This window comes from Bacillus sp. UNC41MFS5, from assembly GCF_000686805.1.
Map to the genome: position 1 here is coordinate 12,079 of NZ_JMLP01000027.1, position 13,213 is coordinate 25,291.

15 protein-coding genes and 2 other annotated features are annotated in these 13,213 nt (G+C 40.2%); all 15 genes read left to right on the top strand.

Translation table 11 applies throughout. The features are described from left to right. Positions 1-38 precede the first annotated feature (38 nt). Positions 39-288 (top strand) — a binding site (T-box leader). Positions 289-350: 62 nt separating this feature from the next. Further along, positions 351-1,019: a serine O-acetyltransferase gene (cysE, locus tag BR30_RS0113625; protein ID WP_026565501.1), complete on the top strand. Its 669-nt coding sequence runs from the start codon at positions 351-353 to the stop codon at positions 1,017-1,019. Beyond that, on the top strand, positions 1,000-2,397 hold the full coding sequence (gene cysS / locus BR30_RS0113630; protein WP_026565502.1) for a cysteine--tRNA ligase: 1,398 nt from the start codon (positions 1,000-1,002) through the stop codon (positions 2,395-2,397). Before cysE ends, cysS begins: the two co-directional genes overlap by 20 nt. 3 nt (positions 2,398-2,400) lie before the next feature. Then, a complete protein-coding gene (locus BR30_RS0113635; protein WP_026565503.1) occupies positions 2,401-2,820 on the top strand; it encodes a Mini-ribonuclease 3 in 420 nt (139 codons plus the stop codon). A 1-nt stretch (position 2,821) separates the two neighbouring features. After that, on the top strand, positions 2,822-3,565 hold the full coding sequence (gene rlmB, locus BR30_RS0113640; protein WP_026565504.1) for a 23S rRNA (guanosine(2251)-2'-O)-methyltransferase RlmB: 744 nt from the start codon (positions 2,822-2,824) through the stop codon (positions 3,563-3,565). A 3-nt stretch (positions 3,566-3,568) separates the two neighbouring features. After that, positions 3,569-4,078, top strand: a complete 510-nt coding sequence (locus BR30_RS0113645) for an NYN domain-containing protein (RefSeq protein WP_026565505.1) — start codon at positions 3,569-3,571, stop codon at positions 4,076-4,078. Between the two features lie 42 nt (positions 4,079-4,120). Continuing rightward, on the top strand, positions 4,121-4,798 hold the full coding sequence (gene sigH / locus BR30_RS0113650; RefSeq protein ID WP_197032333.1) for an RNA polymerase sporulation sigma factor SigH: 678 nt from the start codon (positions 4,121-4,123) through the stop codon (positions 4,796-4,798). Between the two features lie 112 nt (positions 4,799-4,910). Beyond that, on the top strand, positions 4,911-5,057 hold the full coding sequence (rpmG, locus tag BR30_RS35900; protein WP_081825446.1) for a 50S ribosomal protein L33: 147 nt from the start codon (positions 4,911-4,913) through the stop codon (positions 5,055-5,057). Positions 5,058-5,102: 45 nt separating this feature from the next. After that, entirely contained in the window at positions 5,103-5,285 is a 183-nt protein-coding gene (gene secE / locus BR30_RS0113655) for a preprotein translocase subunit SecE (protein WP_026565507.1), read from the top strand. Between the two features lie 136 nt (positions 5,286-5,421). After that, positions 5,422-5,955 (top strand): transcription termination/antitermination protein NusG, encoded by a 534-nt coding sequence (gene nusG, locus BR30_RS0113660; protein ID WP_026565508.1) that lies wholly within the window; start codon positions 5,422-5,424, stop codon positions 5,953-5,955. A 179-nt stretch (positions 5,956-6,134) separates the two neighbouring features. Next, positions 6,135-6,560 (top strand): 50S ribosomal protein L11, encoded by a 426-nt coding sequence (gene rplK, locus BR30_RS0113665; protein WP_026565509.1) that lies wholly within the window; start codon positions 6,135-6,137, stop codon positions 6,558-6,560. 159 nt (positions 6,561-6,719) lie between these two features. Beyond that, complete coding sequence (gene rplA / locus BR30_RS0113670) at positions 6,720-7,418, top strand: 50S ribosomal protein L1 (RefSeq protein WP_026565510.1); 699 nt, start codon at positions 6,720-6,722, stop codon at positions 7,416-7,418. Positions 7,419-7,471: 53 nt separating this feature from the next. Continuing rightward, positions 7,472-7,616 (top strand) — a sequence feature (ribosomal protein L10 leader region). 33 nt (positions 7,617-7,649) lie between these two features. Next, positions 7,650-8,150 carry a 50S ribosomal protein L10 gene (gene rplJ, locus BR30_RS0113675; protein WP_026565511.1) on the top strand — a complete coding sequence of 167 codons (501 nt, stop codon included), beginning with the start codon at positions 7,650-7,652 and terminating at the stop codon, positions 8,148-8,150. A 78-nt stretch (positions 8,151-8,228) separates the two neighbouring features. Then, positions 8,229-8,591, top strand: a complete 363-nt coding sequence (gene rplL / locus BR30_RS0113680) for a 50S ribosomal protein L7/L12 (RefSeq protein WP_026565512.1) — start codon at positions 8,229-8,231, stop codon at positions 8,589-8,591. Between the two features lie 118 nt (positions 8,592-8,709). Further along, the gene (locus BR30_RS0113685; RefSeq protein ID WP_026565513.1) at positions 8,710-9,312 is read left to right on the top strand and encodes a class I SAM-dependent methyltransferase; all 603 of its coding nucleotides are present in this window, start codon (positions 8,710-8,712) and stop codon (positions 9,310-9,312) included. A 253-nt stretch (positions 9,313-9,565) separates the two neighbouring features. Continuing rightward, complete coding sequence (gene rpoB, locus BR30_RS0113690; RefSeq protein ID WP_026565514.1) at positions 9,566-13,123, top strand: DNA-directed RNA polymerase subunit beta; 3,558 nt, start codon at positions 9,566-9,568, stop codon at positions 13,121-13,123. Positions 13,124-13,213 lie beyond the last annotated feature (90 nt).

Sequence of the window (13,213 nt, forward strand, 5' to 3'; positions counted from 1 at the left end):
ACGAAATGTAATATAGTAGAATAAACAATTAGATAGTTACTAAAGTGTAGAAGAGGATAAGTAAAAAAAGGATGCTTCAAAGAGAAAACCACCACCGGCTGAAAGTGGTTTAAGCCTCTCGTTTTTTGAAATGCACCTCTGAGCCCTGTTTCGAAAAGAGTCAACTCTAAGTAGAGATGGGCGGAACCGATCCGTTAACAGGTAGAGTGAGACCAAGTTTTGAGCTATTGTTACCATCCGAGCTTTCCGGTCTAATCAGAGTGGAACCGCGCGTTAAGCGCCTCTGTCGTGTTGACAGAGGCGTTTTTTATTTAGTTTTTTATTTACCAAACAATAGGGGGAAAATGGTAATGTTCAGAAAGTTGAGGGAGGATGTAGAGGTTGTTTTCGAACAAGATCCAGCGGCAAGGAGCCATTTAGAAGTCATCTTAACCTATTCAGGCTTGCATGCCATTTGGTCACATCGACTCGCACATGCACTCTTTAATCGGAAATTATTTTTTCTAGCCAGGGTTATTTCGCAAATAAGCCGATTCTTTACCGGTATTGAGATCCATCCCGGAGCAAAAATAGGCAGAAAATTTTTTATTGACCATGGTATGGGTGTTGTTATTGGGGAAACATGTGAAATTGGGGATAATGTAACTATATATCAAGGAGTAACACTTGGTGGAACGGGGAAAGAAAAAGGGAAACGGCATCCGACGATTAAGGACAATGTCCTGATTTCTACGGGGGCTAAGGTACTTGGATCAATCACAGTTGGAGAAAATTCCAAAATTGGCGGCGGCTCGGTAGTATTGAAAGAGGTTCCTCCTAACTCAACAGTAGTAGGAATTCCAGGAAGAGTAGTCATGCAGGATGGAAGAAAAATTACAAAAGACTTAGACCATTGTGACTTGCCAGACCCTGTTGCCGACCGCTTAAGAGAAATGCAAAACGACTTGGATAAGTTAATGTATGAACTCGAAGAATTAAAAGGAGAAAGGATAAAAGTCAATGGCCATTCAACTTTATAATACACTTACACGTAAAAAAGAAACTTTCGTACCCCTTGAAGAGGGAAAGGTCAAAATGTATGTTTGCGGTCCGACTGTCTATAATTATATTCATATTGGTAATGCCCGTCCGGCCATCGTTTTTGATACGGTCCGACGCTATTTAGAATACCGCGGCTATGATGTTAAATATGTTTCAAATTTTACCGATGTAGATGATAAATTAATCCGAGCAGCCAATCAATTAGGAGAAGACGTGCCAGCTATTGCTGACCGATTTATCAATGCCTATTTTGAAGATGTGTCTGCATTAGGCTGCCAAAAAGCGGATGTTCATCCACGGGTAATGGAAAACATGGACATCATCATTGAATTTATTAGTGAATTAATTGAAAAAGGTTTCGCTTATGAATCAGCTGGAGATGTGTATTTCCGGACAAGAAAATTCGATGGCTATGGTAAACTGTCGCATCAATCGATTGATGATCTTCAGGTAGGAGCAAGAATTGAAGTCGGTGATAGGAAACAAGATGACCTAGATTTTGCCCTTTGGAAAGCGGCGAAGGAAGGGGAAATCTTCTGGGAAAGCCCATGGGGACTTGGTCGTCCGGGATGGCATATTGAGTGCTCGGCAATGGCGAAAAAGTATCTGGGGGAAACGATTGATATTCATGCGGGTGGTCAGGATTTAACTTTCCCGCATCATGAAAATGAAATTGCCCAGTCAGAAGCACTATCAGGAAAATTATTTTCCCGCTACTGGATGCACAACGGCTATATCAATATTGACAATGAAAAAATGTCGAAGTCGCTAGGAAATTTTGTATTAGTTCATGACATTATCAAGAAACACAATCCACAAGTGTTACGCTTTTTCATGTTATCGGTTCATTATCGCAATCCGATTAATTACAGTGAAGAATTACTGGAAAGTACGAAAGCAGCATTTGAACGCTTGATTACCTCCTATCAAAATTTAAAGCATCGTAAAGAAGCAAGCACGGATTTAACCGATAATAATCAAGAATGGCTTGAAAAAATTGCTAACTCACAAGAACAGTTTATTGAAGCAATGGATGATGATTTCAACACAGCGAAAGCTATTTCTATCTTATTTGACCTCTCGAAACTGGCGAATTATTATCTATTAGAAAAAAATACAGCAGTATCGGTAATCGATGCTTTTACCAAACAGTTTGAAGACTTATTCCATGTATTAGGACTGACGATTGAAAAAGAAGAAATGCTGGATGAAGAAATTGATGCATTAATTGAAAAGCGAATTCAGGCTCGAAAGGACCGCAATTTCCAATTGTCTGACCAAATTAGAGATCAGCTTAAAGAAATGAATATTATATTAGAAGATACCCCGCAAGGTACAAGGTGGAAAAGAGGCTAATTCATGCTTGAATATGAAAATACCGTCGATGCCAAACAATTGAATAGTCTCGCCCTGGCCTATATGGGTGACGCCATTTATGAAACGTATGTACGGCGCCACCTCCTATATAGCGGGAAGGTAAGACCCAATCATTTACACCGGACGGGAACAACTTACGTTTCAGCAAAGGCACAGTGCAAAATTCTTTTTCAAATGATGGATGATCATCTTCTCGACGAGGAAGAATTAGCGGTGATTATGCGCGGTCGAAATGCAAAGTCAGGCTCTGTTCCTAAAAATACAGATGTCCAAACCTATCATTACAGTACAGCGTTCGAAGCGTTGATGGGTTATTTATATTTATCGGGTAAAATAGAGCGAATGGAAGAGTTGATTAATCTGGCATTTAAATATGTGGATGAAAGAAAGGAGGAACGCTAGGATGGAACAAGAATATATTGTTGGCAAAAATCCAGTTATTGAAGCGCTGAAATCAGAAAGGGATATTAATAAAATCTTAATTGCTGAAGGATCACAGCGCGGCCAAATGCAGCAAATTACGCAGTTAGCAAAGGAAGCACATGTAATTGTTCAGTTTGTGCCAAAGAAAAAAATTGACCAAATTTCCGGTGAAAACCATCAAGGAGTTCTGGCCTATGTTGCCGCATATCAATATGCGGAAATCGATGACTTGTTTGCTGCTGCCGAGAAGAAAAATGAAACACCTTTCTTTTTATTGCTTGATGAGATTGAAGATCCTCATAATCTCGGTTCGATCATGAGAACGGCGGATTCTGTGGGGGCACATGGCATCATTATTCCGAAACGACGGGCCGTGGGTTTAACCGCAACAGTAGCCAAAGCCTCAACAGGTGCAATTGAGTATATTCCAGTCGTACGTGTGACAAATATGGCGAGAACAATCGATGAATTAAAGGAACGGGGCATTTGGATTGCTGGAACAGATGCCAAAGGAAAAGATGACTACCGCAGGTTAGATGGGACCCTGCCGCTCGGCTTGGTCATTGGCAGTGAAGGAAAAGGAATGGGTAGACTAATCCGCGATAAGTGTGATTTTCTTATTCACCTGCCAATGGTCGGAAAAGTTACTTCGTTAAATGCTTCTGTTGCAGCATCTTTACTCATGTATGAGGTATATCGAAAACGAAACCCGCTTGAGGGGTAACATATGGATATCCTGCTTGTCGACGGATATAACATTATTGGAGCCTGGCCGGAACTAAGGGCGTTAAAAGATCGGGATCTGCCAGCAGCAAGGGATCGTCTTGTTGAGAGAATGGCGGAATATCAAGCCTATTCCGGATATCGTGTGATTGTTGTCTTTGATGCCTATTATGTGCAAGGAACAGAGAAGAAATATAAAAACCATCAAGTAGAAGTCATCTTTACTAAAGAAAATGAAACAGCAGATGAGCGGATAGAAAAAATGGCAATTAGTCTAAGTAATCGGAGAACGCAAATACATGTCGCCACCTCCGATTTTACAGAGCAATGGGCTATCTTTGGACAAGGGGCATTAAGGAAATCCGCTCGGGAGCTGCTCATTGAAATGTCCTCCATTGAAAGGGGCATCGAACAGAAAGTGAAGAAGATTCAAGAAAAAAAACCTGTCTCGAAAATAAACATGAGTGATGAAATGGCTGAAATTTTTGAAAAGTGGCGCCGGGGTCAAAAGTGAGCGTGGACACTGAAAAAAATGTCATGTATACTATTACTAACTATGCTTGTTCGGTGGAGGGGATCTACTTTGAGTACGGACTTCGGAACAAAGGTCAACCAGCAGTTTCTCATAATGGAAGATGAAGAAATTGTTTATTTGGTACACCACGGAGATAGTGAAGCATTGGATTATTTAATCCACAAGTATCGTAATTTTGTACGTGCAAAAGCAAGGTCCTATTTTTTAATTGGCGCTGATAAAGAAGATATTGTCCAAGAAGGGATGATTGGACTGTACAAAGCCATTCGTGACTTCAGAGAGGACAAACTGACCTCCTTTAAGGCATTTGCCGAGCTGTGCATTACTCGTCAAATTATAACAGCCATTAAAACCGCAACTCGTCAAAAGCATATTCCGTTAAATTCTTATGTTTCTTTGGACAAGCCGATTTATGATGAGGAGTCCGATCGAACATTAATGGATGTTTTGTCAGGGGCAAAGGTACTTGACCCTGAAGAGCTAATCATTAATCAAGAAGAATTTGACCATATTGAATTTAAAATGACTGAATTATTAAGCGACTTAGAAAGAAAAGTATTAGCCCTCTACTTAGATGGTCAATCCTATCAAGAAATTTCAGAAGAACTGAATCGACATGTGAAATCCATTGATAATGCCCTGCAGCGAGTGAAAAGAAAGTTGGAACGATATCTCGAACTTCGCGAATTTTCACTGTAATAACCTACCTTTATGGCATAAATTTGAACCGTTTTCAAGGGATATTGACAATAATTAGGGTACATGTTACATTTTTAAGGATATAATAGAAAATTGGGTAAAGGTGTCGAAGATGAGTAAAAAAGTTATCCTTGCATGTGCAGTTTGTGGTTCTCGAAACTATTCGACGATCAGCAAGCAGATACAAACAGAGCGATTAGAATTAAAAAAATTCTGCAAAACGTGCACCACCCATACCATTCATCGAGAAACAAAATAGTCATCCTATATTCTTATAGTTATTTTATTTTGGGGGTTACTTAACATGCAGCGCATTACGAAGTTCTTCAGTGATATATTCCGTGAGATGAGGAAAGTTAGCTGGCCAAAACGCGGAGAACTAACACGCTCGACGGTCACTGTATTAACGACCGTTGTATTTTTCGCAGCGTTCTTTGCAGTTCTTGATTTAGGGATTTCAAAATTGATTCGTTTAATTCTTGAATAATAAATCATCTTTCATGGTATAATGGTGATTAATAAAGGAATTTTTATCTAAAAGCCCGTATAACGGGTTTTTTATTTGTTTAAAAAATAGTCTATGACTAATAAATAGGGAGGGACGGACGTTCTAGTCCTCTTAAATGGAAAAAAATTGGTATGTATTACATACTTACTCGGGTTATGAAAACAAAGTAAAAGCAAATTTAGAAAAACGGGTCGAATCAATGGGGATGCAAGATAAGATTTTCCGAGTAGTTGTCCCTGAAGAAGAAGAGACCGAGCTAAAAAACGGCAAGAAAAAAGTAGTTAAGCGCAAAGTGTTCCCTGGTTATGTACTAGTGGAAATTGTTATGACAGATGATTCTTGGTATGTAGTGCGGAATACTCCTGGAGTAACAGGTTTTGTTGGTTCCTCAGGATCAGGTTCTAAACCGACTCCATTACTTCCAGAAGAAGTGGTCGTTATATTAAAACGAATGGGTGTTACCGAAACTCGTGTCGATGCTGATTATGAAATTGGCGAAACGGTTCGCGTCAAAGAAGGTCCATTTGCTAACTTCACAGGATCAGTGGAAGAGATGGATAAAGACAAGGCGAAGCTGAAAGTTCTTGTTAATATGTTCGGCCGTGATACCCCTGTAGAACTTGATTTTACTCAGATTGAAAAACTTTAATGTAAAAAAACTTGAAATCATTTTGAAAAAGTGGTAATATTTCATAGGTCAGTATGTCTCCATGTGAGACAAGACTTATGTCAAGTTCTTTATGATCAATAGATAAAGACAGATGCCTGAGTGGGAGGGTTCCTAAAAAACCCTATTACCACATCACGGACTTTAAGGAGGTGTGTCTCGTGGCTAAAAAAGTAATTAAAGTCGTTAAATTACAAATTCCTGCTGGGAAAGCAAACCCTGCGCCACCAGTTGGTCCTGCACTAGGTCAAGCCGGTGTTAACATCATGGGATTCTGTAAAGAATTTAACGCTCGTACAGCAGATCAAGCTGGTTTGATCATCCCTGTTGAAATCACGGTATTTGAAGACCGTTCATTTACATTTATTACGAAAACTCCTCCTGCTGCCGTTCTTTTGAAAGTAGCAGCTGGAATTCAGTCAGGTTCTGGTGAACCTAACCGTAATAAGGTAGCAACAGTTAAGCGTAATACAGTACGCGAGATTGCGGAACAGAAAATGCCTGACCTAAACGCAGCTAGCGTTGAAGCAGCAATGCGCATGGTTGAAGGTACTGCTCGCAGCATGGGTATCGTCATCGAAGACTAATCCATGTAACTGATTGTTTTTGTAAAATGAAGGGGTTGCGACGTTATAAACACTCGCAACCTTTTTCGTGGGCTAGCTGTGGCGCCTGTGCAAGGCGCCTCCGCTTTTGGCCGTGGGAGTTATTCAACGTTAAAACCACAATTCTAGGAGGAAATTAAAATGGCTAAAAAAGGTAAGAAGTATTTAGAAGCTTCCAAGCTTGTAGATCGCCTAAATGCATATCCAATTGCAGAAGCAATTGATCTTGCAAAAAAAACAAACTTCGCTAAATTTGATGCAACTCTTGAAGTAGCATTCCGTTTAGGTGTTGACCCTAAGAAAGCTGACCAACAAATCCGTGGTGCAGTAGTTCTTCCAAACGGAACTGGTAAAACGCAACGCGTTCTAGTTTTCGCTAAAGGGGAAAAAGTAAAAGAAGCAGAAGCAGCTGGCGCTGATTATGTAGGTGATTCTGAGTACATCAACAAAATCCAACAAGGTTGGTTTGAGTTTGATGTAATCGTAGCAACTCCTGACATGATGGGTGAAGTTGGTAAATTAGGTCGTGTATTAGGACCTAAAGGCTTAATGCCAAACCCTAAAACAGGTACAGTTACATTTGATGTAACTCGTGCGATCAATGAAATTAAAGCAGGTAAAGTTGAATACCGCGTTGACAAGTCTGGTAACATCCACGTGCCAATCGGTAAAGCTTCTTTCGAAAACGAAAAGCTTGTTGAAAACTTCAACACTATCTTTGAAACTATGCTAAAAGTGAAGCCTTCTGCTGCGAAAGGTACTTACATGAAGAACGTAACTGTTGCTTCTACAATGGGACCTGGCGTTAAAGTTGATCCTTCGTCAGTAGCTGTTAAATAAATTTTACCAATTGACAACTTAAAATAGATTTTATATAATCTATTTTGTTGTTTAAAATAATAACATTTGTACTGTAGACAGCAGGTGTGCTAAGTGCACTTAATTCCCTGCCGAGGTAATGCGATATAAATAGCTGAGTAATCAGTTGTTATCCTGCCTCCATGTCAACGTTCGATATGGAGGCGTTTATTTGCCTGGTATAAATGTAGAAATTCTACAGGAGGTGTAAAGATGAGCAGTGCAATCGAATTAAAGCAACAAATCGTTAGCGAAATTTCTGATAAATTAAAGAACAGCGTATCAACTGTTGTTGTTGATTACCGTGGTCTTTCTGTTTCAGAAGTAACTGAACTTCGTAAACAGCTTCGTGAAGCTGGTGTGGAATTCAAAGTTTACAAAAACTCAATGACACGCCGTGCGGCTGAAGCAGCTGGTCTTGCTGATTTAAACGCTGCATTAACAGGTCCAAACGCAATTGCGTTCAGTACTGAAGATGTAGTAGCACCAGCTAAAATCTTGAACGACTTTGCGAAAAAGCATGAAGCACTTGAACTTAAAGCAGGTGTAATTGAAGGAAACGTTGCAACAGCTGAAGAAATTAAAGCTCTTGCTGACCTACCGTCACGCGAAGGTTTACTATCTATGTTACTCAGCGTACTACAAGCTCCAATCCGCAACCTTGCTCTTGTTACAAAAGCAGTTGCAGAACAAAAAGAAGAACAAGGCGCATAAGTTAGTAGCCCAGCTAAGCTGGACAATCTAAAGCGTTAAACTAATAAATTCGAACGAAAACTAAGGAGGAAATTAATCATGACTAAAGAACAAATCATTGAAGCAGTTAAAACTATGACTGTTTTAGAACTTAACGATCTAGTAAAAGCAATCGAAGAAGAATTCGGCGTAACTGCTGCTGCTCCAGTAGCAATGGTTGGCGGCGCTGGTGCTGCTGCTGTTGAAGAGCAAACTGAATTTGATGTAATCCTAGCTAGCGCTGGCGATCAAAAAATCAAAGTTATCAAAGTTGTTCGTGAAATCACTGGTCTTGGACTTAAAGAAGCAAAAGATCTTGTTGACAACACTCCAAAAGCTGTTAAAGAAGGCGTTTCTAAAGAAGATGCTGAAGCAATCAAAGCTAAGCTTGATGAAGTTGGAGCAAACGTTGAAGTTAAGTAATAATCACAAAAACGAGCTCGCTGTATAAGCGGGCTTTTTTTGGCTTAATAGAATTCGGATTTTTAGTTTCTTTTCCTCGTCTATCTTCAATTATTAATCTTCCTCGGAGGTGAGTCAGTTGTCTGAACACTACTATTCTCGAACACAAAAGGTCGAAAGTGACCCGAAATTTTGGGACTTCACTTTAAAAAATAACCCTTTTCGTTTTAAAACGGACAACGGTGTGTTTTCAAAAAGAGAAGTAGATTTCGGCTCACGTTTATTAATTGAGTCTTTTGAAATGCCAAATACAGACGGATTCCTCCTGGATGTTGGCTGCGGCTATGGTCCAATTGGTTTGTCGCTTGCGAAATATTATCATGAACGTATGATACATATGGTTGATGTTAATGAGCGGGCTATTGAATTGGCAAAGGAAAATGCAGAAATAAATCGGATCCAGAATGTTAAAATCTATGAAAGTGATCGGCTGTTGAATGTGAATGAAAACACATTTGCAGCTATTTTAACAAATCCGCCAATCAGAGCAGGAAAGAAAACAGTTCATGACATTTTTGAACAAAGCTTTGATCATCTCGTGTCACAAGGGGAGCTCTGGGTTGTCATTCAAAAGAAACAAGGTGCATCATCCGCAATTGAAAAATTAAATAATTTATTTAACCACGTCGAAACTATTGACAAATCCAAAGGTTATTTTGTCATAAGAGCACAAAAAAGTTGACTTGAAAATGTCACTATGATAGCATTATAAAATGCCATCATAATAATTTCCGAATTATTCCTATAAATACTTGATTATCTTGTATAAAAAAGGGATATTAAGGAAATGATGACAAAATAATAGTCTAAATGTGAAAATGTGGTTTTTAACTAAAAAACCCTTTTTCTTTTTGTTTACTGGAAAAGAAGTAATTTTCTGTTCCATAAACGTTAATAGATTTTCATAATAACGCTTGATTTGAGGGGTGAATCAGTTGACAGGTCAACTAGTTCAGTATGGACGACACCGCCAACGAAGAAGTTACGCACGAATCAGTGAAGTTTTAGAATTACCAAATCTTATTGAAATCCAAACCTCTTCTTATCAATGGTTTCTTGATGAGGGATTGCGTGAAATGTTCCAGGATATTTCACCAATCGAGGACTTTACTGGTAACCTATCACTAGAATTTATTGATTACAGTCTTGGCGATCCAAAGTATTCAGTAGAGGAATCAAAAGAACGGGACGTTACATATTCTGCTCCATTGCGTGTAAAAGTACGTCTTGTTAACAAAGAAACAGGCGAAGTAAAAGATCAAGATGTATTTATGGGTGATTTTCCACTTATGACTGAAACAGGGACGTTTGTCATTAACGGGGCAGAACGTGTTATTGTTTCACAATTAGTACGCTCCCCGAGTGTTTACTATAGTGGGAAGTTCGATAAAAATGGAAAGAGGGGCTTTTCAGCTACCGTCATTCCGAACCGCGGCGCTTGGCTCGAATATGAAACAGACGCTAAAGATGTTGTTTATGTGAGAATAGATCGTACTCGGAAACTGCCCGTTACGGTTCTTTTGCGTGCACTTGGTTTCGGCTCTGATCAAGAAATCATTGAATTGATTGGGGATAACGAGTACATCCGTAATACACTTGAGAAAGACAATACGGAAGGTGTCGATAAGGCCCTTTTAGAGATTTATGAGCGCCTGCGTCCAGGTGAACCACCTACTGTTGAAAACGCAAAGAGCTTATTAGTGTCACGTTTCTTTGACCCTAAGCGCTATGACCTTGCCAATGTAGGCCGCTATAAAATTAATAAAAAGCTTCATATTAAAAATCGTTTATTCAACCAACGCTTAGCAGAGTCCCTTGCGGATCCTGAAACAGGTGAAATTATTGCCGAAAAAGGATTAATTCTAGATAGAAGAAACCTAGATAGAATTATCCCTGCTCTTGAAAAGAATATTAATTTCAAAGGCTTTAATCCTTATGGCGGTGTTGTAGCAGACGAAATCACACTTCAGGATATTAAGATATATGCTCCTGGTGATGAAAATGAAAAAGTAATTAATGTCTTAGGTAATGCCTATGTGGCAGAGCCAATTAAAAATATTACACCGGCTGATATCATTGCATCGATTAGCTACTTCTTCAATTTATTGCATGGAGTAGGCGATACGGATGATATCGATCACTTAGGTAACAGACGTCTTCGTTCTGTTGGTGAATTGCTTCAGAATCAATTCCGTATTGGATTATCCCGTATGGAGCGTGTCGTTCGTGAAAGGATGTCAATCCAAGACACAGCAACGATCACACCGCAGCAATTAATCAACATTCGTCCGGTGATTGCGTCTATTAAAGAGTTCTTTGGCAGTTCGCAATTATCACAGTTCATGGACCAAACCAACCCGCTTGCTGAATTAACGCACAAGCGTCGTCTCTCTGCATTAGGACCTGGTGGTTTAACTCGTGAACGTGCTGGGATGGAAGTTCGTGACGTTCACTATTCCCACTATGGCCGGATGTGTCCAATTGAAACACCTGAGGGTCCGAACATTGGTTTGATTAACTCTCTGTCATCATATGCGAAAGTTAACCGATTTGGCTTTATCGAAACACCATATCGTCGGGTTGACCCTGAAACTGGTAAGGTAACAGCTCGTATCGATTACTTAACTGCTGACGAAGAAGATAATTATGTAGTAGCCCAAGCAAACTCTCGCTTAGATGACGACGGTTCCTTCTTGGATGAGGAAATTGTTGCTCGTTTCCGTGGTGAGAATACAGTTGTTAATCGTGAACGCATTGACTATATGGATGTATCACCAAAGCAGGTTGTGTCTGCGGCCACAGCATGTATCCCGTTCCTTGAGAATGATGACTCCAACCGTGCCCTAATGGGTGCGAACATGCAGCGTCAAGCCGTTCCGCTTATGCAGCCAGAATCTCCACGAGTTGGAACAGGTATGGAATATGTATCTGGTAAAGACTCAGGTGCAGCGGTTATCTGTAAGCACGAAGGTATTGTTGAACACGTGGAAGCACGTGAGGTATGGGTGCGTCGTATTAATTTGGTGGATGGTCAAGAGGTTAAAGGAAATCTTGATAAATACCGCATGTTAAAATTCATCCGTTCCAACCAAGGAACATGTTATAACCAACGTCCAATTGTTGCAGTGGGTAACCGTGTAACCAGAGGTGAAATTCTTGCTGATGGTCCATCAATGGAATTAGGAGAATTAGCCCTAGGCCGTAACGTCCTTGTTGCCTTTATGACATGGGATGGTTATAACTATGAAGATGCGATTATTATGAATCAACGTCTTGTAAAAGACGATGTATACACATCGATTCATATTGAGGAATATGAGTCAGAATCCCGTGATACCAAACTAGGGCCTGAAGAAATTACACGTGATATTCCAAACGTTGGGGAAGATGCTCTTCGTAACTTGGATGAGCGCGGTATCATTCGTACTGGTGCTGAGGTGAAAGATGGGGACCTGTTAGTTGGTAAAGTAACTCCAAAAGGGGTTACAGAATTAACGGCAGAAGAACGTCTTTTACATGCAATCTTCGGTGAAAAAGCTCGTGAAGTTCGTGATACTTCCCTTCGTGTGCCACATGGCGGCGGCGGGATTGTCCTTGATGTTAAAGTCTTTAATCGTGAAGATGGCGATGAACTACCACCAGGTGTGAATCAACTTGTCCGCGTCTACATCGTTCAGAAACGGAAGATTTCTGAAGGTGATAAAATGGCGGGACGTCACGGTAACAAAGGGGTTATCTCAAGAATTTTACCGGAAGAAGATATGCCATATTTACCAGATGGCACACCAGTCGATATCATGTTAAATCCACTAGGGGTACCATCACGGATGAACATTGGACAGGTGCTGGAACTCCATCTTGGAATGGCAGCCCGTTACCTAGGTATTCATGTTGCGTCTCCAGTATTTGACGGAGCTCGTGAAGAAGATGTTTGGGGAACAATTGAAGAAGCAGGTATGGCTCGTGATGCGAAAACTGTCCTTTATGATGGCCGATCTGGAGAACCATTTGATAACCGTGTGTCTGTAGGTGTCATGTATATGATTAAACTTGCACACATGGTTGATGATAAACTCCACGCCCGGTCAACTGGACCATACTCATTAGTAACGCAGCAGCCATTGGGCGGTAAAGCTCAATTCGGTGGTCAGCGCTTTGGTGAGATGGAGGTTTGGGCACTTGAAGCATACGGTGCAGCATATACACTTCAAGAAATCCTTACGGTTAAATCCGATGACGTAGTTGGTCGTGTAAAAACGTACGAAGCGATTGTCAAAGGTGAAAACGTTCCGGAACCAGGTGTTCCAGAATCATTCAAAGTATTAATTAAAGAACTTCAGAGTCTAGGAATGGATGTAAAAATTCTTTCAGGTGACGAAGAAGAAATTGAAATGCGCGATACGGAAGATGACGATGACTTACAACAAGTCGACACGTTAAACATTGTTCCTGAGCAAGCATTAGAATCAGAAAAAGTTGGTTCAAAAGAGTAATTATATAAATTAGTTGGAGCGCAACCATGCGCTCCCGCTTTTGTACGCAATAAGGGTAAAACCTGGAGATATCAAAAGGGAGGTAGGCCC